Below are 22,302 nucleotides of genomic sequence, written 5' to 3'. Positions count from 1 at the left end.
ATTCACCGGGCACCCGGCTCGGCCGCGCGCCCGGCCGTGGTCACGCCCGCTCAATCGTCAAGGATCGCGCCGCGTTCGCCCATGAAACGCAGCCACTCCTTGTGCCACCCTGTAGTGCCACGCAGGTCCACGCCGTACCAGTCCGGATCGGAGCGCCGACCGATGAGCCGCTCGCCCAGCGGCTCCCCGGATCCGCTGTCGAAGAGACGCACCCAGCCGTCCGCGCCGGCGGTCGCCACCACACCGGCCTTGGCGTGCAACGACACGGAAAGGATGGGGTGCCCCCGGGCGACCGACCAGTTCATTTCGCGGCGCGTGACGTTCCAGGAGCTGAGTGTCCCATCCCGGCAGCCACAGAAGAGCACCCCTGTGCCCGCGTCGTGGACCAGGCCGAGCACCGTGTCCCCCAGGCTGGCGAGGTCGGCGACGTGGGTGCCGTCCCCCTGCGCGAAGAGCCGAATACTACGGTCGTCGCTTCCGCTGGCAACGAGTCCCGTCCCTTTCAGCGCGCACAGGGAGTACACGCCGCCATCCGGATGCGGCACCCAGTCGCGGACGTAGCGGCCGTTCGTGGCGTCCAGTACGACGACCACTCCGGCCGATGAGCCGGCGAACATCAGATCGGTCTCGGGATCCAGCGCGAGGGAGCGCACATACCCGGACGTCACATGCGTCTGCCAGACCTCGTCACCGTCGAGGGTCCACAGACGCACGGTGCCGTCGGTACCACCGGACGCGAAGCGGGCTTCCCCGACCGCCACAGCGGAGGTCGCCGGCGCGCCGTGGTGGGCGATGTCCAGGAAGGCCTGGCCGTTCTCCCGGTCCGCCAGGTAGACGCTGCCGTCCATACCCGCGACGACCACGTATCGGCCGTGGGAGATCAAGGAGAGATTGCGGAAGCCGCCCGGGCACCGCATGGTCTCTCGGGTTTCGAGTCCCACTCGGCCCAGCACATGGACGAGCCCTTCCGCCGTGCCGACCACGACTCCGCCGTCCTCGGGCAGCATGCCCACCACGGCGACGACCTGCGTCTCGTGCATGATCGCCCCGTGCAGCCACGCGCCCCGCAGATCCGCTCCCGTCACCACGGCACCCTGGAGCAGTACCGACCGCAGGTCGCACTCCCGTAGGTCGGCACCGCTCAGCTGCGCACCCTGCAGGTCGGCTCCCCGCAGATCGAGTCCTCGCAGCGAGCGTCCCGCCAGGGCGATGCCCATGCGGTTGGCGAGCGAGAGGCAGTTGGCGGGCAGCCGACCACCGGTCAGGCTGCCCACCGGCCTGGCGTCGGGCCTTCGGACAACCGGAACGGGGCTGCTCTCGGGCAGCCAGTCCATGGGCGAGAGCCCGGCCGCGGCCAGCTGCTCGGCAAGGTAGCGGACGGGTTCGGGCAGCAGCAGCCGCTCGTCCAAGGGCGACGGATCTCCGGCACGGAGCGCCGTGCACAAGCTGCGCGCGGTGAGGAACTCCCGCATGGTCTTGAGCCGAAAGCGCACGGTGCCGTCGGCGGCCACCCGTAGGAACGCCTCCCAACGCGGGTCCGTGCTCAACGTCCCGCCCGGCGCGCCGGAACCGAGCGCCGGCACCTCCAGGATCTCGCGGGCCACCGGCGCGGGCAGCGCATGCGTTCCCCGGCTGTGCATCCGTCCCGCGAGCGCCGCGAGCCGGTCGATGTCGGCACCGACGGCATCGCTGTCGACGGCGACACGTTCGGCTCCGCCCAGAAGCACGGTCACGTACTCCTCGAACAGCTCCGAGGCGGTCGCCGGTGTGTCTCCCCGCGGTGCGGACAGGACCACGGACATCAGGTCGAGAAGGCCGGGCAGCCGGGCCAGGTCGGTGAGGGCGCTGCTGGCGTCGATAAGCCGTCGCACCGGTTCCGCCTTCTCCCCCAGTCGCCGTACCAGCGCCTGGACGCGCTGTTCGTAACCGAGGTCCGCAAGCCGGATCACCTCGAAGGTGGACCCACCCGACAGCTCGAGACCGACCGCGTCGACGTCGTCCTCGCCCCCGGAGAACAGCGCTTCCGCTCCCGAAGGGTGCGGCGCGGAACGGTCGTGCTCGAAGTAGCCCGGCCGGCTCGCCAGCAGGACCTTGCTCTCCGGGCCCACCAGATCGGCGAGCTCGGCCAGGGTCCGCCGGGCACGCTCGGGGGTCACCTGCCAACGCAGTTCATCGAGGCCGTCGAGGACGATGACCAGTCTGCCCGTCTCGTTCGCGTACCGGAAGGACGCCTTGCCACCCTGCAGTTCAGCTCCCTTGTCGCGCATCTGTGCGATGAGGAAGTCCTCCAGCGAGCCGGTGGCCGGCATCTCCGACAGGAGCGCGAGGACCGGGATACGACCACGTTCGGGGTCGTCCAGACATCGACGGGCGAGGGCATAGGCGAGATGACGGCAGTACCAGGATTTGCCGCTGCCCGGCTCACCGAGCAGCGTCAACTGGCTGTGCGATCGCTCGCGCAGCCACGAGTCGACGTAGTCGTCGAGCCAGTAGGCATCGCCACGCACCGGTGCCACCGCGTCGGAGAGCGGCCGCTGGCACTGGAGGTCGACATAGGCACGCCGCTGGTTCCCGCTTTCGTACTCGTCGAGGATCCAGCGCAGATAGGGCTCGATCCCCAGGACGCGTTCCAACAGGGACTGGCGCGTGTGCAGTTCGATCCGGTCGTCGGCGGCCGCGAGATGCCGGGCCGTGTTGGAGATCCTGGTCTCGGTGACCACCATGCCACGGCCGTGTTCGTCGAGTCGCGCGGTGAGTCTGCGGACATCTGCACCCGACAGCTCCCCCTCGACGATGTGCACGGTGAGCAGGCCCTGCTCGGTGGGCTGGCTGAAGACCGACTCCACGGCGCGGTCGTTCAGCCGCATCGAACGCTGCACCACCCAGCCGAGCACGCCGAGCTGGTCCTCGCACTCTCTTATGGCCGGTGACTCACTGCGGAGCAGCTCGGAGGTCTGCCGCTCGGCGGTACGGCGGACCAGGACGAGCAGTTCCCGGGCACACGCTGCGGGCGGCGCACCGCCCGATGTGAGGACCCTGATCTGACGCCGGCCGTATGCAGCGCGCACGCTGTCGTCGGCCTCGGGCAGCACCACCACGGCTCCCCGCCAGTACTCGCCGAGGGAGTGCAGCGCGGGAGCCAGCAGCTCCTCCAGTACCGGGTCGTGCGGCGCGAAGCCCACGAAGACGAGGGTGTGTGACGCGGGCAGATCGCCGAGCCGCGCGGTCAGCAGCGGGCGCAGAAAGCGGGCGGCGCGGCGCTCCCGTTCACTCAGAAGGGCATCCTGAGGAGCGTCCAGGCAGCCGAAGAGGTGAACGATCTGGGGCTGGGAATTGTCCCAGAAGGCGAGCCCCGTCTCGGTCCTGACGACGTGGAACGGGCGTCGGAACCGGCGGTAGGCATGCTCGGCCGTCGGGTGCAGGGACGTCACGAGCAGGCAGGCCGGAGGCTGGGAAGCAAGGCATTCATAGAGCGCGTCCGATGCCGACAGCGGATGGGACGGCTCCTCGTGATCCACTCTGCCGCGCCAGGCCGTCCGCATCAGCGAGACCAGGGCGGGGCGGCCGAAGCGGGTCAGGTACTCGTCCGTGAGCCTGCCCAGCGGCGGGGGCGCCGCATCGTCGGACCTGCCGAGTTCGGTCAGCAGCGCCCGGTGCACCACGTCGTCCGTTTCGCGGTCGAACTCGGGTCCGAGTACCACGGCAAGCGAGCCGGTCTCCCAGGCACGGGCCAGCTCGACGACGAGGTGCGCGTCGAACTCCGATGTCCTGTCAGGCATGGGCAGTGGTCAGCCCGTCCAGCCAGCGGGCCAGCGCCTGCGTGACACCGTGCGCCGACACGTCGAGCGGTACCGTGCGCAGGCCGCGGGTCAGCGCCACGCGTTGCTGGAATGGGGACGCGTCGGCCGTCACGACCCAGCCGACCGGCTTGTGATCGCCGAGTCCCGCGGCTGCCAGGTCCCACAGCATGTTGAACTCGGGATCCGACGGCCCGGCACCGAGAACGAGCAGCTCGTGGGTTTCCAGCAGGCTCCGGACGTGTTCGGCGAGTCGCGGCTTGGTCGCGCCGTAGACCGCGAAGTCCCGACGGGTGATGGTCAGTGCTTCCGGGTTGAGAACGTCGCCGCACATCTTGACCAGGCGCGGCCGCGTCGGAGCGGTGTAGGCGAGGTCGGAGTCCCGGACGACGACGTCGACCAGCCCCGCGACGGCCTCGAGGGCGTCTTCCAACAGCACGTCGTAGTTGGTCGTGAGGATTTCCTTGAGTCCGGTCGCGGCCAGTGCCCGGTGCGCCTCGGTGTAGGCAAGGGAGCGGCGCAGTTCACGTCGCAGATGCGAGATGAGGCTGTTGCGGCCGTATTCCGCCTCGTACGCCTCGGCCAGGGTGGGGAGGTCGTCCGGCAGCCGGGAGCCATCCGCGACAGCGCCCAGGGCGTGCCCGAGCGGCTCGAAGAGGCGGGACCAACTCGGATATCCGGCGCCCATCGACAGCCCCGCACCCACCAGTACGGCAAGGCGGCCCTCCGCCGCCCGGCCGGCGAGGTGGCCGAGCACTCCGTCGGCTGCTGTCATGACCGCCCACCGTCCCCGTTATCCAGTCCGACAGAGCCACGCAGCTCCGCCACGGCGGCTTCGAAGGCGGAGATGGAGGCGTCACCCCAGCCGTAGGCGCGGTGCACTCCGACCTCGAACTGCCTGGTGACCCAAGCGTCCCACACCGTTCGGGCATGCGGGCGGTCCATCATGCCGATCGCCGTTCTGATCCTCTCCACCAACCGGCCTGCCGACACGGTGACATCGGAACGGACCGCATAGTGCTCGACCATGCGATCCACCCGGACGAGTGCCCCGGCGGAGGGCCGGCCGCGTCCCCACACGTGCTTTCTCAGCCACCGCCGGTCGACGTCGTCGGCGCGTTGCCACAGGAGTCCCGTCACCGCGGTCACCTTGCCCTCACCGAGGTCCGAGTAGCGGACTCCTCCGTCGAGGCTCTCCCGGCCGGTCGTGTTCCGCAGGTCGTTACGGAGCTGGCCCGCTTCGGCACACCAGGGGTAGGCGGTCGTCACGAAGGTGGCCGCCTGTACTTGGTCCGCGGCGGCCAGGGCGTCGATCCAGGCTCGTCCGACGAAGGCCGTACGTCGGCGGGCCGCTCCCACGTAGCGCTCCCAGGAGAACTCCTCGGGAGTGAGAGCGTGACGCTCGGACTGCCCATCGGTCATCTCCGCCAGGCACTCATCCCAAAGCTGACCGGACAGCCCGGCAAGCCGTCCGGAACGCGGCACTCCTCGCCTGGCCTGTTCGAGGGACCGGGCCAACTCCTGCCGTCCGTACACGGCATGGGCCGTGGGGGTCCCGTACCGCACGTCCTTGCGGTCCGTCAGGTCGTCGAGGCAGTAGAACACCGCGAAGAGGAGCTCCGGGGCCAGACACCGGGGCAACAGCCACCGAGAGCAGCCGACGGTCAGCCAGGGAAGCACCGCACGGAACTTGCGACCCGGCATCGCCTCGATGTAGTGCACCGCCGCCGGTCCCAGCCAGTCCTCGGCGGCACCGCGCAACCGCGTGCTCCACAGGTCCTGCGTGAAGACTGCGGTGAACGTCGTCTCCACGGCCCCGTACCACGTGGTGGCGGCCCACTGGGGGCCATGGGGGCCGGTGGGAGCGAAGTCCGCCGTGCCGGGAAGGGCGCTCACGGCGCCGCCTGAGACGCGACGTCGCCGGGCGTCTCGAGGTCGGGCGCGATGCCCGCGGTGTCGAGCCACCGCTCCCAGGAGTGGACCGCGAGTGCCGTGTCCCGCATGGACAGAGTGCCGCGCCCGAACGGTTCCCGCACCGTCTTGCGGTTGGCCCAGAACACGTCGGTGAAATCCTCGGCGGCGGCGAGACGACGGTAGTCGACGTAGGTCATCGGGCGGGGTACCGCTCCGGCGGACCGCACGGCGTCGAGCGTCGCGGCGACCTCCCTGCGCGTCTGGCCGGGGAGCCCGACCATGAGGAAACAGATCAGCATGACGCCCTCTGCAGCGCACCAGGACCCCAGCTCTGCCAGTCGGTCGGCGCCGATACGCCCGGAGAAGCGGTTCCTGCCGTCCGGAAGCAGTGACTCGACGCCGATGGCCACCCGCGTGCATCCCGCTGTGGCCATCTCACCCAGCAGCGGCGGATCGAGCTCGCCGTAGGAGGTGACGCACTTCCATGTGACGCCGGTGCGCCCGGCTCCCACCCGTGCACAGAACTCGTGCACATAGTCCCGGTCGAGCGTGAAGTTGGCCCCGAACAGTGAGACCGCGGTGTAGCCGTGTGTCTCACGGGCCTCTGTGAGATAGCGGGCCAGCGCCTCGAGGTCCCGGCGGAAGTACTCGTGCCGCCCCATCACATCGGGGATGGGGCAGTAGCCGCAGTAGCTGTCGCATCCGCGCGACACCCCGACGGCCAGTTCCCGCTGGGGTTCGCGGCCCGGGTACGACTCATCCTCCGGGAGCCGCGCGTACCCGGCAACGGGTAACAGGTCCAGCGCGGGCAGTTCCCAGTCGCCCTCCAGGCGTACGCCCGCCGAACCGCGCGTCCATGTGCCGGACACCCGGCTCAGGGTGCCCGGCACGGGGCTCGGTTCGCCGCCCGAGGCAACCAGTTCGGCGATGGCGGCGATCGCCACCTCCCAGTCCTGTTCGAGGACGATCCAGTCGACGTCGGTCCGTTGGAACAGCTTGCGCAGGTGGAACACGCCCCGCCCGTACAGGGCGATCCGCGTCTTGGGGGACAGCTCGCGCAGCAGACGAACGGTCCGAGCCGTCTCCAGCACGTTGTCCAAGCTCACGTGCAGGACGACGAGTTCGCCGGCGTCCAGCGCCTCGTCGATCACCGAGCCCCATGTGACGTCCGGCAACACGCCGTCGAGGACGCGGACGTCGTGCCCCGCGCGGTTGCGGAGGTGGGCGGCGATCTCGCCCAACTCCACATAGTGATAGTCCAGATTTACGTACGCACTCACACAGGGAGCTGAGATCACAGGGATCAGCATGGCCGACCTCCAGGCTGGTCGCGCGAGCGTTCCCGGACAGGAAGGAGCTGCCGCGACGAACAGGCCACATACCGCCCGTGCGCGCGGTGTAGCGAACTATGACACACAGTCCGGCGCACGGGCAGCAGTGTGCGCATTTCAAGAAGTGCCCGGCATCAGGGACTTGCGGGAGTTCCGGCTGTCCCGGAGCATCGCCTTGGATGAGACGTCTGCGCAATGTCGAGACCTACGCGGCAGCGGCGCTCGCCGCTGTGTTCGCCATCCTGTCGGTCATCGGCGACATCGTGCCGGTGGACCTGCGCTGGGCGGCGCTGCTCGCGGCGGTGGCCCTGCTCGTGTACCGGTCGGCGCCGGACACCGCAACCCTGTCCTCCCACGAATGGCCCGCCCCTGCGTGCCGGCCCACGCTGGGGGGCCGGCACGCACGAGGGTCAGCTCGCGAGTACCCCTTCCGGGGCCTCGCTGGAGCGGGGGTCCGCCAGCTTCGGCTGCGGGGCGTCGGCATCCCGGTGCGCCGGGTCCCTGACCTCGCCGACCAGGAGTTCCAGTACGTCCTCCAGCGCGACCAGGCCCAGGACGCGGCCGGAGGTGTCCGCCACCTGGGCCAGATGGGTGGCCGCCCGACGCATCACCGTGAGCGCGTCGTCCAGCGGGAGCTCCGCCGCGAGCGTCGTCATGGGCCGCCAGAGCTGCTGCGGCACCGCCCGTTCGGATTCCTCGAGGTCGAGGACGTCCTTGACGTGCAGATAGCCCATGAAGGCACCGCTCCCAGCGACCACGGGGAAGCGTGAGTAACCCGTGCGCGCGGTGAGCGCCACGACCTCGCCCGGGGTCACCGTCGGCTCGACCGTCACCAGCAGGTCCGGGTCCAGGAGCACGTCCGTGACCGGGCGCGAGCCCAGCTCCAGGGCGTCCTCGAGGCGCTCCGCCTCCTCGGGGTCGAGCAGGCCGGCCTGGCCGGAGTCCTCCACGAGCTGGTTGAGCTGCTCACTGGTGAAGGCGGCCTCGACCTCGTCCTTCGGTTCGACGCGGAACAGTTTGAGGATCACCCGGGCGCAGGCGCTCAGCGTGACCGTGACCGGACGGCACAGCCGCGCGAACGCCACCAGGCCCGGGCTCAGCCACAGCGCGGCCTTCTCCGGGGCCGCCATCGCCAGGTTCTTCGGCACCATCTCGCCGATCACCAGGTGGAAGAAGACGACCGCCGCGAGTGCGATCACATAGCCGAGCGGGTGGACCAAGTTGTCGGGGATGCGCGCCGCAGCGAACATCGGTTCGAGCAGATGCGCCACGGTCGACTCGGCGACGGCGCCCAGTGTCAGGGAGCACACGGTGATCCCGAACTGGGCCGCGGCCATCATCTGCGGCAGCCGTTCGAGGCCGTACAGCACCTGCCGCGCCCGGGCGGTCCCCAGCGGCTCGATCTGGCTGCGGCGCACGGACACGAGCGCGAACTCGGCGCCGACGAAGAACCCGTTGACGAGCACCAGCAGCGCCGCGAACAGCAGTTGGAGCAGGCTCATCGCACCGCCTCCGCGGCCGGCGCGGGAGCGTCCGCGAGCTTCACGAGCCTGACGCGCTCGGCGCGGTAGTGGCCGACCTGACGGACGGTGAGCCGCCAGCCCGGCAGCTCCGCCCGGTCACCGAGGGCGGGGATCCGGCCCAGCAGGTCGGCGACCAGTCCGGCCACGGTCTCGTACGGCCCCTCGGGCACGTCCAGGCCTATCCGCTTCAGGACGTCGACGCGACAGCTTCCGTCGGCGTCCCACGCGGGGCGCCCCTCCTCGGGCGGCGCGACGGCGAGTTCCGGCAGGTCGAGGCCGTCGTGCTCGTCGCGCACCTCGCCGACCAGTTCCTCGACGATGTCCTCCAGGGTGACGACGCCTGCCGTGCCGCCGTACTCGTCGACGACGACGGCGATGGGCTGCTGGCTGCGCAGCAGCTCCAGGAGGGGCTGCACGGGCAGCGTCTCCGGGACCAGCAGCGGTGCCTGGGCGATCCGGGTGACGGGGGTGCGCAGCCGTTCGTGGGAGGGCACCGCCAGGGCGTCCTTGAGGTGGACCATGCCGACGATCTCGTCGATCTTGTCGTGGTAGACGGGGAAGCGGGACAGGCCGGTGGCCCGGGTGAGGTTGACCACGTCGTGCGCGGTGGCGGAGGACTGCAGCGCGCTCACCCGCACGCGCGGGGTCATGACGTGCTGGGCGGTCAGCTCGCCCAGGGACAGCGTGCGGACGAACAGGTCGGCCGTGTCCTGTTCCAGTGCGCCGGCCTGGGCGGAGTGGCGGGCCAGCGAGACCAGCTCGCCCGGGGTGCGGGCCGAGGCCAGCTCCTCGGCGGGTTCCACGCCCAGGGCCCGCACCAGGCGGTTCGCGACCGCGTTCAGGGCCGCGATGACCGGCCGGAACAGCCGGGAGAACAGGTGCTGGGGGCCCGCGACGAAGCGGGCGACCTGGAGCGGCCGGGACACCGCCCAGTTCTTGGGGACGAGTTCACCGATCACCATCTGCGCGGCCGAGGCGAGCAGCATGCCGACGACGACCGCGACGCCGCTCGCCGCGCCCTCGGGGAGCCCGATCAGCGCGAACGGGGCGTGCAGCAACTCGGCGAGCGCCGGTTCGGCGAGCATGCCAACGACGAGCGAGGTGATGGTGATGCCGAGCTGGGTGCCGGAGAGCTGGAAGGACAGCTCCCTGAGCGACTCGACGACCGTACGGGCACGCCGGTCGCCCTCGGCCGCGGCCCGCTCGGCGTCCGGGCGCTCGACCGTGACGAGCCCGAACTCGGCCGCCACGAAGAAACCGTTGGCGAGAATCAGCAGGAACGCCGCCCCGAGGAGCAGCAAGGGGGTGGTCATGATGCCGCCGCCTCCGCGTTCACACGGACACGGTCCGCGCTATGTCGGCAGGGGGCGGCGCAGGTACTACAGGACGATCCGTCCATCGCCGGAGGGAGTCACTCCTCGGGTAGCAGGAACCCCTGAGCACCGGGTGGAACCTCAGGGGCGGAGGCGCCACGTAAGCGCCTCTGCCACCAGATTAATCAAGACTCCGCCCTGTGCGGCAGGGTGGACGTCCCCGAGTCAGCCCTGATGTCGCTCGGGACAGGCCGTGGAGCGGGCCTCGGCGAGCGCCCGGAGGGTGTGGGCGTCCTCGATCGCGCGTTTCTTGGCGATGCCCGGCTGGATGCCGAGGGCGGGCAGGCTGGTGCCGTCGCTGAGGTTCAGGAACACCCAGGGGTCGCCGGGGCGCAGGTTGACCTGCACGATTTCCGCCCAGTCCAGCTGACGCCGGCTGGCGATGTTGACGACGGTGACCCCGCTCTCGTCGGCGACGACCTTGGGTCGGGCGAGCAGGAGCAGCACTCCGAAGAGAAGGGCCGCCGTGAGGATGAAACTGAGACGTTCCCCGGTGGTGAGCTGGTCCAGCAGCAGCGCGACCGTGGTGATCACCACGAGTATCGCGACGCCGGCGGTCAGCAGCACGGCACGGGTGCGCCCCGGCCGGAAGGTGACGGGAAGGGTGGGCAGGTCCGACATCGGTGCGCGGTTCCTCAGAGGCGGCAGGCGTGGATGGCCGTGGTGAGGATGGCACGGGCGCCGATGTCGTACAGGTCGTCCATGATCCGCTGGGCCTCCTTGGCCGGGACCATGGCCCGCACGGCGACCCAGCCCTCGTTGTGCAGCGGCGACACGGTCGGGGACTCCAGGCCCGGGGTGAGGGCGACGGCCTTCTCGAGCTGCTCGACGCGGCAGTCGTAGTCCATCATCACGTACGTCCGGGCCACCAGGACGCCCTGGAGGCGACGCAGGAACTGCTGGACCTTGGGCTCTTCGGCGTCGGCACCGGTGCGGCGGACGACGATCGCCTCGGACTTCATGATCGGCTCGCCGATGACCTCCAGGCCGGCGTTGCGCAGCGAGGTGCCGGTCTCGACCACGTCCGCAATGACCTCGGCGACGCCGAGCTGGATGGCGGTCTCCACCGCGCCGTCCAGGTGGACGACGGCGGCGTCGATGCCGTTGTCGGCGAGGTGCTTGGCAACGATGCCCTCGTAGGAGGTGGCGATCGTCATGCCGTTGAGGTCCTCCACGCCGTTCGCCGTGCCGGGCTTGGTGGCGTAGCGGAAGGTGGAGCGGGCGAAGCCGAGCGGGAGGATCTCCTCGGCGTTGGCGCCGGAGTCGATGAGCAGGTCACGGCCGGTGATGCCGATGTCGAGGCGGCCGGAGGAGACGTAGATCGCGATGTCGCGGGGACGGAGGTAGAAGAACTCGACCTCGTTCTCCGGGTCGACGATCCTCAGCTCCTTGGACTCCCGGCGCTGCTGGTAGCCGGCCTCATGCAGCATCTCCGCCGCAGGGCCGGACAGTGAACCCTTGTTGGGGACGGCGATGCGCAGCATGAGGTCGGCTTCCTTCGTTCGTGCGTATGGGCTACGGATATTCGATTTACGGCGGTTTGCGACTCAGAGGTGGGCGTAGACGTCGTCCAGGGAGATCCCGCGCGCCACCATCATCACCTGGACGTGGTACAGCAGCTGGGAGATCTCCTCGGCGGCCGCCTCCTTGCCCTCGTACTCGGCGGCCATCCAGACCTCGGCGGCCTCTTCGACGACCTTCTTGCCGATGGCATGGACGCCCTTGCCGACCAGCTCGGCGGTGCGGGAGGTGGCGGGATCGCCGTGGGCGGCCTTGTGCTGGAGCTCGGCGAAGAGCTCCTCGAACGTCTTCTTGGACATGGTGGTCCTAACCCTACGCGCTGAGGGCCGTACCTCAGTGCCAGGGTTCAGATACTGAGCGGAGCGTGGCGGCCGTCGCCACCGCCGCCGTCACCGCCTCGTGTCCCTTGTCCTCGTTGGAACCCTCAAGGCCCGCGCGGTCCAGGGCCTGCTCCTCCGTGTCGCAGGTCAGCACCCCGAAGCCGACGGGGACGCCGGTCTCGACGGAGACCTGGGTCAGGCCCTGGGTGACGCCCTGGCACACGTAGTCGAAGTGGGGGGTGCCGCCGCGGATGACGACACCGAGGGCGACGATCGCGTCGTACCCCCGGCCCGCGAGCACCTTCGCCGCGACCGGCAGCTCGAAGCTGCCGGGGACCCTGAGCAGGGTCGGCTCGTCGATCCCCAGCTCCCGCAGGGCGCGCAGGGCGCCGTCGACCAGACCGTCCATCACCTTGTCGTGCCACTGTGCCGCGATGACGCCGACCCGCAGGTCGCTCACGTTGCGTACGGACAGCTCCGGTGCACCCTTGCCGCTCACGTCTCTCCTCAGTGCTCTCTTACTGGTTGCCGCAGGCGGACACGGCGGTCGCGTCCAGCCAGGGCAGGTCGTGCCCCATCCGGTCCCGCTTGGTGCGCAGGTAGCGGAGGTTGTGTTCACCCGCCTGGACGGGCATCGGCTCCCGGGCGGTGACCTTGAGGCCGTACCGCAGCAAGGCGTCGGTCTTGTCCGGGTTGTTGGTCATCAGCCGCACGCTGCTCACGCCGAGGTCCTTCAGGATCTGGGCGCCTGCGGCGTAGTCCCGGGCGTCGGCGGGCAGACCCAGCTCCAGGTTGGCGTCCAGCGTGTCACGGCCGCGCTCCTGGAGTTCGTACGCGCGCAGCTTGGACATCAGTCCGATACCGCGTCCCTCGTGGCCGCGCAGGTAGACGACCACGCCCCGGCCCTCGGCCTGGATGCGCTGCAGGGACGCCTCCAGCTGGGGGCCGCAGTCGCAACGGGCGGAGCCGAAGACGTCGCCGGTCAGGCACTCCGAGTGGACGCGGACCAGAACGTCCTCGCCGTCGCCGATCTCGCCGTGGACGAGGGCGACGTGCTCGACGCCGTCGACGGTGGACCGGTAGCCGTACGCCGTGAAGGTGCCGTGGGCGGTGGGCAGCCGTACCTGGGCCTCTCGGCGGACCGTCGGTTCGTCCGAGGTGCGGCGGTAGGCGATCAGGTCCTCGATGGAGATGATCGTCAGGCCGTGCTTGCGGGCGAACGGGATCAGCTCGGGCAGCCGCAGCATGTGGCCGTCCTCGCCGGCGATCTCCACGATGGCGCCGGCCGGGCGCAGTCCCGCGAGCCGGGCGAGGTCGACGGCGGCCTCGGTGTGGCCGTTGCGGACCAGGACGCCGCCGGGCTTGGCGCGCAGCGGGAAGACATGGCCGGGGCGCACGAAGTCGGAGGGCTCCGCCGTGCCACTCGCCAGCAGCTGCAGCGTGGTGGCGCGGTCGGAGGCGGAGATACCGGTGGTCACGCCGTGGGCGCCGGAGGCGTCGACGGAGACCGTGAAGGCGGTCTTCATCGACTCGTTGTTCTCGTCGACCATCTGCGGCAGCCCCAGCCGGTCCAGCTCCTCGCCCTCCATGGGGGCGCAGATCAGGCCGCGGCACTCGCTCATCATGAAGGCGACGACCTCGGGGGTGACCTTCTCGGCGGCGATCACGAGGTCGCCCTCGTTCTCGCGGTCCTCGTCGTCGACGACCACGACCGGGCGGCCGGCCGCGATGTCGGCTATGGCCTGCTCGACCGGGTCGAGCGCGAAGTCCTCGATGGTGTCCGTGCTGTACAGAATCGGCGCCGTGCTCATACGGCGGCTCCTTCCAGGACGGGCCGCGCGGCCCTGCGGGAGCGCAGCCACCAGTCGCGCATGCCCCACAGGACGAGTGCGCCGTAGATGACGTAGACGAATCCGGAGAAGGCGAAGCCGTTGGCGAAGTTGAGCGGGACGCCGACGGCGTCGACGAGCAGCCAGGCGAACCAGAACTCGACCATGCCGCGCGCCTGGGCGTACATGGCGACGATCGTGCCGACGAAGATGTACGCGTCCGGCCACGGGTCCCACGACAGTGTCGGGAAGGCGGTGAACAGGCCGGCCACGGCGAGGGTGCCCACGGCCGCGGCGCCGGCCAGGATGCCGCGCTCCCGCCAGGTGGCGAAGCGCGGTGCGATGTGGCCGTCCTCCGCCCCACCCTTGCCGCGGTTCCACTGCCACCAGCCGTAGACGGCGACCACCATGACGACGACCTGCTTGCCGGCGCTGCCGGAGAGGTGGGCCGTGGCGAAGGCGGCGAAGAGGATCAGGCCGGACAGGAACTGCACCGGCCAGCTCCATATGGAGCGCCGCCAGCCGAAGGCGAGGCCGAGCAGACCGATCACGTTGCCGATCATGTCGGACCACTTGATGTGCTGGCCGAGCAGCGTGAACGCCTCGGAGTTCAGCCAGTTCACTTGGTGGCCCCCTGACCGGCGAGCAGACTCTCGACGTACTTGGCGATGATGTCGACCTCGAGGTTGACCGGGTCGCCGGGCTGCTTGAGGCCGAGGGTGGTCAGCGCGAGGGTGGTCGGGATCAGGCTCACGGAGAAGTGGTCGCCTCCGACCTCGACGACCGTGAGGCTGATGCCGTCGACCGTGATGGAGCCCTTCTCGACGACGTAGCGGGACAGGTCCGCCGGGAGCGAGATCTTCACGATCTCCCAGTGCTCGGAGGGCCGGCGCTCCAGGACCGTGCCGGTGCCGTCGACATGGCCCTGCACGATGTGTCCGCCGAGACGGGTACCGACGGCGGTGGGGCGTTCGAGGTTGACACGGGAGCCGACCGTGAGGGCGCCGAGGCTGGAGCGGTTCAGGGTCTCCGCCATGACGTCGGCGGTGAACTCGTCGCCCTCGTGCTCCACGACGGTGAGACAGACGCCGTTGACCGCGATGGAGTCGCCGTGGCGCGCGCCTTCGGTGACGACGGGTCCACGAAGCCGGAAGCGGGAGGAGTCGCCGAGATTCTCGACGGCGGTGACCTCACCCAGCTCTTCGACGATTCCGGTGAACACTTCCCGGGTCCTCCTGCCTCGATGGGGCACGGACTCCGGGGCCTGTCGATAGACGACAGCAGATACGAGCGACACCGGGGACGACGCCGGACGGGCCTCGTCCGCATGGACGAGCCGAGACGGCGGCGCGCACGAATGCCCGCCCGCCGCGCACTGCCTCCCATCCGGACTTTAACCGTCGGTCCAGGAATTCCACCTGGTCAACCGGCCGCTGGAAGCGACCGGGTCGCGGACTGTAACCGCCGGTTCGGACTTTCACCGACCCCGGAGTGCGCTGCTTCTGGTACAGGCTCAGTGTGCCACGACTGATCGCCGGTCAACCGGGTGAAGTACTGTGTGGTGCCTCACATGTTCACATGCTGGACATCTCCGGCGGCGGGCGCCTGCCCGCCCTTGTCGCCCCGACGACAACGCGCGCACCACGAGAGCTACTTGAGATTGGTCCATACCTATTGACCGGCCTGATCCCGCCCGCCTAGGGTCGGCCCTCGCGGCGCGGTGCGTCGCCCTCGAACGGCCCGGCGGCGGTGACGAAGGCCCTTGCCCGCCGCCGGGCCTGGGGATGGCATGGGCACGGCAGTACGGCCGCCTACCGCAGTACGGCCGCCTCGGGCGGCGCGAACAGCTCCTCCTGGGCTCCGTCCCGTGCCGTCAGCAGTGCTCCCCGCAGGACCGCGCCGCCGCCCAGGATGCTCGCGCGCACCTCGGTGGGCAGCGGTGACACGCGGGCCATCCGCTCCGCGACCCGCGCGGCGAGGACGTCCCCGCCGGCCTGCCCGATCTCACCCCCGAGCACGACACAGCCGGGGTCGAGGATGGCGGCGACGGAGGCGGCACCGATGGCGAGCCGGTCGGCGAGGGCGTCGAGGAATCGGCCGGCCCGCTCGGCCGGGGGCGCGTCCGTCACCCCACTGCCGCCGCCCGCCGCGACCGCCCTCCGCACCAGGGCCGCCGCCGACAGCTCGCGCGCTGCCCGCACCGCCGACAGGCCGTGCTCTTCCGCCAGTTCCACGATCGCCGCGGCCCCCGCCAGGGAGTGGAATCCGCCCTCGCAGTCCGACGCCGACGGCAGGGTGGCGGTGCCCGGGACCGGCAGGAAGCCGATCTCGCCCGTGCCGCCCGAAGCGCCGCGGCGCAGCGCGCCGTCCAGGACCACCGCCGCGCCCGTGCCGTGGCCCAGCCACAGCAGGACGAAGGTGTCGCGGTCCCGCGCCACGCCCTCGCGCTGCTCGGCCAGAGCCGCGAGGTTGGTCTCGTTCTCGACGATCACCCGGGCGGGCAGCCGTTCCTGGAGCGCGGCGACCAGGCGGCGGTGCCACTGCGGCAGGCCGGCGGAGTCGCGGAGTTCGCCGGTGGCGGGGTCGATGAGGCCGGGCGCCCCGATCCCGACCGTGTGCAGCCTGTCGGCGCCGGCCTCCTTCGCGGCACGCTCCACCAGCAGCACCGCCTGCTCGACCGCCGGCCCGGTGCCGATGTCGCCGCCGATCGGCACGGAAGCCTCCGCGAGCACCCCGCCCAGCAGATCGGACACCAGCACGGAAACGCTCTCGGTGCGCACGTCCAGGGCGGCGAGGTGGGCGCGGTCGGCGACGATCCCGTACAGCCGCGCGTTCGGACCGCGTCGCTGCTCGCCCGACTCCCCCACCACCGCGATCAGTCCGGCGGCCGTGAGCCGTTCGACGAGGTCGGCGACCGTGGGCCGGGACAGTCCGGTCAGCTGCTTCAACTGCCCTGCCGTCAAAGGGCCTTCCTGCTGCAGCAGGCGCAGGGCGAGCCGGTCGTTGATGGCCCGGGCGGTGCTCGGGGATGCGGGCATGCCGGGATCCTTCCAGATCGGCCACCGCGCTGCTCCGGCGCGGCCTCCGGTTCCCTATCTATCAGGCAGGGTTCCTGATAGTTTACGTCGGCGCGCAGGGAGGACAACGCCGGGAGGGGCCCGAGAATGAGCGAGATGAGCGAAGCGAGCCGACAAGAGGTGAGGCGCGCCCGGTACGCGGTGGCGGCGGTGTTCGCCGTGCACGGCGCCGTCACCGGCTCGTTCGCCACCCGCGTGCCCTGGATCCAGGACCACGCGCACGTCAGCGCCGGCCAGCTGGGCATCGCCTTGGCGTTCCCCGCGCTCGGCGCGTCCCTGGCGATGCCGCTGGCAGGCCGGATCAGCCACCGATTCGGCGCCCGGACGGCGCTGCGCGGACTGCTCTCCCTGTGGACGCTGTCCCTGGTTCTGCCCTCCCTCTCCCCTGATCTGCTCACCCTGTGCGTGGCCCTGTTCGTCTACGGCGCCTCGGCCGGCATGGCGGACGTCGCGATGAACGCGCTCGGCGTGGAGGTGGAGAACCGTCTCGGCAGGTCGATCATGTCCGGACTGCACGGCCTGTGGAGCGCCGGCGCCCTGGTCGGCTCGGCGGCCGGCACGCTCGCCGCCCACCTCGGCTCGGACGCCCGGCTGCACCACACCCTGGCCGCCGCGGTGCTGACCGTGCTGGGTGTCGTCGCCTGCACCTGGGTCCTCGACCTGCAGCCCGCCGAGGACGAGGAGCCGCCGCCCCGGTTCGCGCTGCCGCCCAGGTCGGCACTGCTCATCGGTGCGGTCGGCTTCTGCGCGGTGTTCGCGGAGGGCGCGAGCCTTGACTGGTCGGCGGTCTATCTGCGCGACCAGCTGGACAGTTCCGCGGGACTGGCCGCCGCCTGCACCACCGGTTTCACGCTCACCATGGCACTCGCGCGGATCGCGGGCGACAAGGTGGTCGACCGCTACGGGGCGGTGCGCACCGTACGGGTGGGCGGCGTCCTCGCCGCGCTCGGCGGGCTGCTCATCGTGGTGGCGAACCATCCGGCTCTCGCCATGGGCGGGTTCGCGCTGATGGGTCTGGGCATCGCGGTCGTCGTCCCGCTGTGCTTCGCGGCGGCGGGCCGCAGCGGCCCCAACCCGAGCCAGGCCATCGCGGGCGTGGCCACCATCACGTACACCTCGGGCCTGGTCGCGCCGGGCGCGATCGGCACACTGGCCCAGGCCACGAGCCTGGTCGCGTCGTTCGGCCTGGTGACCGTGCTGGCCTGCGGGCTCGCGGGGTTCGCGGGCGTCCTTCGGGCGGGCGACCGCGACCGCCCGAAGGTCAGTCCGCCGAACGCAGCAGTTCCCGGCCCGCGGCCCTGAACCGCTCGCTCCACGACGTCGGCCGCAGGGTCGCCGCGTCCAGCCGGACCAGGACCCGGGTACCGTGCGCGTACGTCGCCGCCCCGTCGGCCGAGCAGAACCGGAACCCGTACGTGAGCCCGGTGTTCCCGAGCCGCTCCAGCCACAGGTGCACGGCGTACGCGCCCGGCTTGGTGACCGGGGCCTCGTAGCTGATGCGCAGCTCCTTGACGGCGTTGCAGAAGTCGCCCGCCGCCTCCCAGTCGCCCTCGAAGCGGAAGCCGCGCTCCTGCCACAGGGTGGACCAGGCACGCTCGACCATGACCGGATAGCGTCCGTTGTGGAGCAGTCCCAGGGCGTCCAGGTCGTCGAAGTGGACGGTGACGGGGATCAGCCGGCCGTACGACAGGGCGGGCCCTGGCCGGGTCTCGGCGGTCACGGACGCGGAATCGGCTTCGACGGTCACGGGCGGGGCTCCTCGATCTGACCTGGTGAGGCGCTCGCGACGGTGCGGCGCTTGATCCCAGCCATGGTAAGCGCTCGCTCAGGACGCCCCGCCCACGGGTCAGCCGGCGATCGAGTCCAGCTGCTCGGCGGCCGGCCTCAGCGCCCACAGGTCACCGCCGGGCGGTGCCTGAAGCAGGGGTACCGCCTTCTGCGCCTGCGTGTCCCCCGCGTCCGCCGCCGCGTGCACCACGTCGGTCGCCGCGTACCGGTGAAACTCCAGCTCCGGGTGCGTCCAGGGCGCGGCGCCGGTCGCGGCGGGCAGCAGGTAGTCGACCGCCTTGAACAGGCTCTGTCCTTGGGACCCCTGATACGCCCACAGGTTCACGCCGACATGGCGTCCGATGGCCGCGAGTCGTGTGTAGGCCACCAGGTCGAAGGTCGAGTAGTGCCAGCTGCGCGTGCGGGCGAGCTCCTGGGGCTGGCCGCCGTCACCGGCGATCTGCACGTCGATGCGCTTGGCACGGGCGTCCAGGACGGTCTGCCGGGCGAGCTGTTCGTCGCCGGTCGCGTAGGCGAGGGCGGCGAGCTGCATGTCGTAGAAGGTGCCGTGGTTGTTCTTGGCCGCGCCCTCCTCCTTGCCGAAGCCGCTGTCCGTCAGCCAGTCGCGGTAGGCGACGTTCCAGTCGTGCATGCGGGTCCGGTCCCCCTTGCTCCAGCCGGGGGCGCCGGTGTTCAGGATGGCGATCGCGTCGAGGACGCTGGTGTAGGACTGCGAGAAGTCGATGATGCCGATGGCACGGCCGTCGTACTTGCAGGGGATGAACTGCCCGTGGTTCAGGTTGGGGTTCATCTTCGTGGCCGGGTCGAGGAACCAGGTGCGCAGGATCCGGGCGGCCTTCTCGGCGTAACTCCTCCGGCCCGTGTAGTACCAGGCGAGCGAGAGGTCGTAGGTCGAGTCGAAGACCTTCTCCACGTCCTGGCGGTCGGTGCCGGTGTCGACCTCGGGGTTGCGCTGTCCGTCGCGCTGCTCGTAGGGGCAGCCCCAGGGGTTGTCGGCGGTCCTGGGCTGGGTGGGCCACCAGTAGGGGGCCTGGCTGAGGTAGTCGTGGACGTCCCCGCCGGGGGCGGGCTTCGGCTTGTCGACGACCGTCCAGGGGCCCTGGTCGAGCCAGGCGTCGGCTCGCGCGGTCAGGTCCTCGACCGCGCCGCGCAGCCGGGCGTCTCCGTGGTCGAGCCGGATTCTGTTCTGCTGGAGCCGGGTGCCGTCGAGGACGGCGGTCCGGGGGACCTTCGGTGCCTCGTGGGCGGAGGCGGCGGGAGTCAGGACGGCCGCGAAGGCGGTCGCAGCGGCCAGCAGGGTGGCCAGGCGGGGACGTGCACTCATCAAGGCTCCGATCATCCATGTGAACGCAGTTCATGAGTGGAACCGTGTGAGCGTAGGACCGCCTGGTGCCGGTGACAATGGTCCGGACAGTTCTTCATGTACAGAGAAAGAGAAGCTGCACCATGGATCTCGGCGTGCGCTGGAAGCTGCACGGTGACGGGCGCACGCCCGCGCCCGGGGCGGTCGTCCGTCCCGACGAACGCCTCTCCTGGCCCCGCACGGTGGGGCTCGGCGCCCAGCACGTCGTGGCCATGTTCGGTGCGTCGTTCGTGGCGCCCGTGCTCATGGGCCTGGACCCCAACCTGGCGATCATGATGTCGGGCGTCGCCACCGCGCTCTTCCTGCTGGCGACACGCGGCCGGATACCGAGCTACCTCGGCTGTTCACTGTCCTTCGTGGGTGTCGCCGCGGTGATCCGGGCGCAGGGCGGCACCAGCGCCACCGTGACCGGCGCGGTGTTCGTCGTGGGCATCGTGCTGTTCCTCGTCGGCCTCGCGGTCCAGCGGTTCGGGGCGCGGATCATCCATGCGGCGATGCCGCCGATCGTGACCGGCGCGGTCGTGATGCTGATCGGCTTCAACCTGGCGCCGGTGACCGCGTCGACGTACTGGCCGCAGGACCAGTGGACCGCACTGCTGGTGATGCTGTTCACCGGGCTGGCCGTGGTGTGCCTGCGCGGCTTCTGGTCCCGGATCGCGATCTTCCTCGGGCTCGTGTTCGGGTACGGGATCTCATGGCTGTTCGACCGCGTCTTCGGGAAGATCCACTCGGTGGACGCGAGCGGAAAGCCCACCGACCACTGGCGTCTGGACCTGTCCGGCGTCGGCAAGGCGGACTGGATCGGCCTGCCCCACTTCCACGGACCGTCCTTCCAGTGGTCCGCGATCCTGGTGGCCCTGCCCGTGGTGATCGCACTGGTCGCGGAGAACGCGGGGCACGTCAAGGCGGTCGGCGAGATGACCGGCGATCCGCTGGACGACAGGCTGGGCACGGCGATCTCCGCCGACGGCGTCGCCTCCATGCTCTCGACCGCGGTCGGCGGCCCGCCCAACACGACGTACTCCGAGAACATCGGCGTGATGGCCGCCACCCGCGTCTACTCGACCGCCGCCTACTGGGCCGCGGCCGGTTTCGCCCTGCTGTTCGGGATCTGCCCCAAGTTCGGCGCGGTCGTGGCCGCCATCCCCGGCGGAGTGCTCGGCGGCATCACCGTCATCCTCTACGGCATGATCGGTCTGCTCGGCGCGCAGATCTGGCTCCACGCCAAGGTGGACCTGCGCAACCCGCTGAACCTGGTACCGGCCGCCGCGGGCATCATCATCGGTGTCGGCAACGTCACCATGAAGTTCACCGACCACTTCTCGCTCAGCGGCATCGCACTGGGCACGTTGGTCGTCATCACCGGCTACCACGCGCTACGGGCGTTCGCCCCCGCCCACCTCAAGGCCCAGGAGCCGCTGCTGGACTCGGGCACCTCCGCCTACGACGAGGAAGCCGACAAGGAAGCCGACGCGAAGGCTCACCGCGCCAAGTCGTAGACGTACGACCACCGACGCCACCGCCACCATGGCGGCGCGTCGCGCGGCGCGCCTGCGGGCGGCCCGCCGCTCGGCCGGCCGCCGGATGCGTAAGCCGGACACCTACCGGTCCCCGGTCCCCTGTCCCCCTCATGGCCCATCGGTGCCATCCCCCGTTCCGGGGAAGCCCGCGGGCCGGTGGTGCTCCGGTCGGCGCAGGGCTGGAACTCTGCCCTCATGGTGCGGTTGGAGCAGTTCACGACGGAAGTGGACACGGTCGTCACACGCATGCGCGCGCTCGGCGGGACCTGGCCGGAAGACGACGGCGTCGCGGTCTTCAACCGCGTCTACCTCGCCGTCACCGAGGAGATCGACCGGCGCCTGGACGAGGGGTACTTCGCCGACCGACGGCAGGCGGTCACGCTGGACGTCCGGTTCGCCGAGCGGTACCTGTCCGTGGCCGAAGGGGCACCGGTCCCGGCCTGTTGGCGGCCGCTGTTCCAGTTCCGGCGCCATCCCGGCGTACGGCCGCTGCAGTTTGCGCTCGCCGGCATCAATGCGCACATCGGGCACGACCTGGCGCTCGCCGTCGTGGACGCCTGTCGTACGCTCCGCTGCGAACCGGCCGACCTCGAGGACGAGTTCGACCACGTGGGCGACGTCCTCGTCGCGCTGGAGGAGCGCATCCGGGAAGATCTCATGCCCGGTCCCGACCTGCTCGAGATCGCCGACCCGCTCACCCATCTCATCGGCGCCTGGAGCCTGGAGCGGGCACGCGAGGCGGCCTGGTCGGCGGCGAGGTCCCTGTGGGCGCTGCGGGAGCTGGCGGACGTGGCCGAGGAGTTCGAACGGCGCCTTGACGCCGCGGTGGGGTTCGCGAGCCGGATGCTGCTCACGCCACTGCCGCGCCGATCCGGCCATCCCTGCCCGTCGTGCCGGTAACTCCCTTGAGATCGCTGTACGTTGACCCGCGCAGACCCCTTTGCGA

Annotated in this window: 19 protein-coding genes and 1 riboswitch; of the genes, 3 read left to right on the top strand and 16 right to left on the bottom strand. The window is 70.7% G+C overall.

Features of this window, described 5'->3' with window-relative positions; genetic code table 11:
• Nucleotides 1-50: 50 nt before the first annotated feature.
• From ACZ7L1_RS23770 to ACZ7L1_RS23705, 14 genes are all read right to left on the bottom strand, one after another.
• On the bottom strand, nucleotides 51-3,779 hold the full coding sequence (locus ACZ7L1_RS23770; protein ID WP_471439912.1) for an NACHT domain-containing protein: 3,729 nt from the start codon (nucleotides 3,777-3,779) through the stop codon (nucleotides 51-53).
• Entirely contained in the window at nucleotides 3,772-4,572 is an 801-nt protein-coding gene (locus tag ACZ7L1_RS23765; protein WP_471439910.1) for an SIR2 family protein, read from the bottom strand. Before ACZ7L1_RS23765 ends, ACZ7L1_RS23770 begins: the two co-directional genes overlap by 8 nt.
• A complete protein-coding gene (locus ACZ7L1_RS23760; RefSeq protein ID WP_471439908.1) occupies nucleotides 4,569-5,693 on the bottom strand; it encodes a polyprenyl synthetase family protein in 1,125 nt (374 codons plus the stop codon). Before ACZ7L1_RS23760 ends, ACZ7L1_RS23765 begins: the two co-directional genes overlap by 4 nt.
• A complete protein-coding gene (locus tag ACZ7L1_RS23755) occupies nucleotides 5,690-6,991 on the bottom strand; it encodes a B12-binding domain-containing radical SAM protein (RefSeq protein ID WP_471439906.1) in 1,302 nt (433 codons plus the stop codon). Before ACZ7L1_RS23755 ends, ACZ7L1_RS23760 begins: the two co-directional genes overlap by 4 nt.
• 461 nt (nucleotides 6,992-7,452) lie before the next feature.
• Entirely contained in the window at nucleotides 7,453-8,544 is a 1,092-nt protein-coding gene (locus ACZ7L1_RS23750) for a hemolysin family protein (protein WP_471439904.1), read from the bottom strand.
• On the bottom strand, nucleotides 8,541-9,878 hold the full coding sequence (locus ACZ7L1_RS23745; protein WP_471439902.1) for a hemolysin family protein: 1,338 nt from the start codon (nucleotides 9,876-9,878) through the stop codon (nucleotides 8,541-8,543). Before ACZ7L1_RS23745 ends, ACZ7L1_RS23750 begins: the two co-directional genes overlap by 4 nt.
• 225 nt (nucleotides 9,879-10,103) lie before the next feature.
• A complete protein-coding gene (locus tag ACZ7L1_RS23740; RefSeq protein ID WP_471439901.1) occupies nucleotides 10,104-10,559 on the bottom strand; it encodes a PH domain-containing protein in 456 nt (151 codons plus the stop codon).
• A gap of 14 nt (nucleotides 10,560-10,573) precedes the next feature.
• On the bottom strand, nucleotides 10,574-11,422 hold the full coding sequence (gene hisG, locus ACZ7L1_RS23735; protein WP_471439899.1) for an ATP phosphoribosyltransferase: 849 nt from the start codon (nucleotides 11,420-11,422) through the stop codon (nucleotides 10,574-10,576).
• A 63-nt stretch (nucleotides 11,423-11,485) separates the two neighbouring features.
• The gene (locus tag ACZ7L1_RS23730) at nucleotides 11,486-11,758 is read right to left on the bottom strand and encodes a phosphoribosyl-ATP diphosphatase (RefSeq protein WP_125496055.1); all 273 of its coding nucleotides are present in this window, start codon (nucleotides 11,756-11,758) and stop codon (nucleotides 11,486-11,488) included.
• A 34-nt stretch (nucleotides 11,759-11,792) separates the two neighbouring features.
• Nucleotides 11,793-12,278: a 6,7-dimethyl-8-ribityllumazine synthase gene (gene ribH, locus ACZ7L1_RS23725; RefSeq protein ID WP_263228872.1), complete on the bottom strand. Its 486-nt coding sequence runs from the start codon at nucleotides 12,276-12,278 to the stop codon at nucleotides 11,793-11,795.
• Nucleotides 12,279-12,297: 19 nt separating this feature from the next.
• Complete coding sequence (locus ACZ7L1_RS23720) at nucleotides 12,298-13,590, bottom strand: bifunctional 3,4-dihydroxy-2-butanone-4-phosphate synthase/GTP cyclohydrolase II (protein ID WP_471439897.1); 1,293 nt, start codon at nucleotides 13,588-13,590, stop codon at nucleotides 12,298-12,300.
• Nucleotides 13,587-14,231: a nicotinamide mononucleotide transporter family protein gene (locus ACZ7L1_RS23715; protein WP_471439895.1), complete on the bottom strand. Its 645-nt coding sequence runs from the start codon at nucleotides 14,229-14,231 to the stop codon at nucleotides 13,587-13,589. Before ACZ7L1_RS23715 ends, ACZ7L1_RS23720 begins: the two co-directional genes overlap by 4 nt.
• Nucleotides 14,228-14,830 (bottom strand): riboflavin synthase, encoded by a 603-nt coding sequence (locus tag ACZ7L1_RS23710; protein WP_471439893.1) that lies wholly within the window; start codon nucleotides 14,828-14,830, stop codon nucleotides 14,228-14,230. The genes ACZ7L1_RS23715 and ACZ7L1_RS23710 overlap by 4 nt, the downstream gene beginning before the upstream one ends.
• A 146-nt stretch (nucleotides 14,831-14,976) precedes the next feature.
• Nucleotides 14,977-15,107, bottom strand: a riboswitch (FMN riboswitch).
• Between the two features lie 312 nt (nucleotides 15,108-15,419).
• The gene (locus tag ACZ7L1_RS23705) at nucleotides 15,420-16,646 is read right to left on the bottom strand and encodes an ROK family transcriptional regulator (RefSeq protein WP_471439891.1); all 1,227 of its coding nucleotides are present in this window, start codon (nucleotides 16,644-16,646) and stop codon (nucleotides 15,420-15,422) included.
• A gap of 135 nt (nucleotides 16,647-16,781) precedes the next feature.
• On the opposite strand from ACZ7L1_RS23705, the gene ACZ7L1_RS23700 reads away from it, so the two are divergent.
• Entirely contained in the window at nucleotides 16,782-17,987 is a 1,206-nt protein-coding gene (locus tag ACZ7L1_RS23700; RefSeq protein WP_471439889.1) for an MFS transporter, read from the top strand.
• On the opposite strand, the gene ACZ7L1_RS23695 is transcribed toward ACZ7L1_RS23700, so the two are convergent.
• Together ACZ7L1_RS23695 and ACZ7L1_RS23690 are read right to left on the bottom strand one after the other, a co-directional pair.
• Nucleotides 17,947-18,405 carry an acyl-CoA thioesterase gene (locus ACZ7L1_RS23695; RefSeq protein ID WP_471439995.1) on the bottom strand — a complete coding sequence of 153 codons (459 nt, stop codon included), beginning with the start codon at nucleotides 18,403-18,405 and terminating at the stop codon, nucleotides 17,947-17,949. The two genes, ACZ7L1_RS23700 and ACZ7L1_RS23695, sit on opposite strands and share 41 nt — an antisense overlap.
• Nucleotides 18,406-18,531: 126 nt before the next feature.
• Nucleotides 18,532-19,797 (bottom strand): alginate lyase family protein, encoded by a 1,266-nt coding sequence (locus ACZ7L1_RS23690; protein WP_471439887.1) that lies wholly within the window; start codon nucleotides 19,795-19,797, stop codon nucleotides 18,532-18,534.
• 122 nt (nucleotides 19,798-19,919) lie between these two features.
• Here ACZ7L1_RS23690 and ACZ7L1_RS23685 point away from each other — a divergent pair, with 122 nt between their 5' ends.
• Entirely contained in the window at nucleotides 19,920-21,335 is a 1,416-nt protein-coding gene (locus ACZ7L1_RS23685) for a uracil-xanthine permease family protein (protein WP_471439885.1), read from the top strand.
• Between the two features lie 216 nt (nucleotides 21,336-21,551).
• Nucleotides 21,552-22,256, top strand: a complete 705-nt coding sequence (locus tag ACZ7L1_RS23680; protein ID WP_471439883.1) for a DUF5995 family protein — start codon at nucleotides 21,552-21,554, stop codon at nucleotides 22,254-22,256.
• The last annotated feature ends 46 nt before the right edge of the window (nucleotides 22,257-22,302 follow it).

The sequence above is a fragment of the Streptomyces sp. NPDC107546 genome, from assembly GCF_055639175.1.
This window is presented reverse-complemented; position numbering and strand designations above follow the sequence as displayed.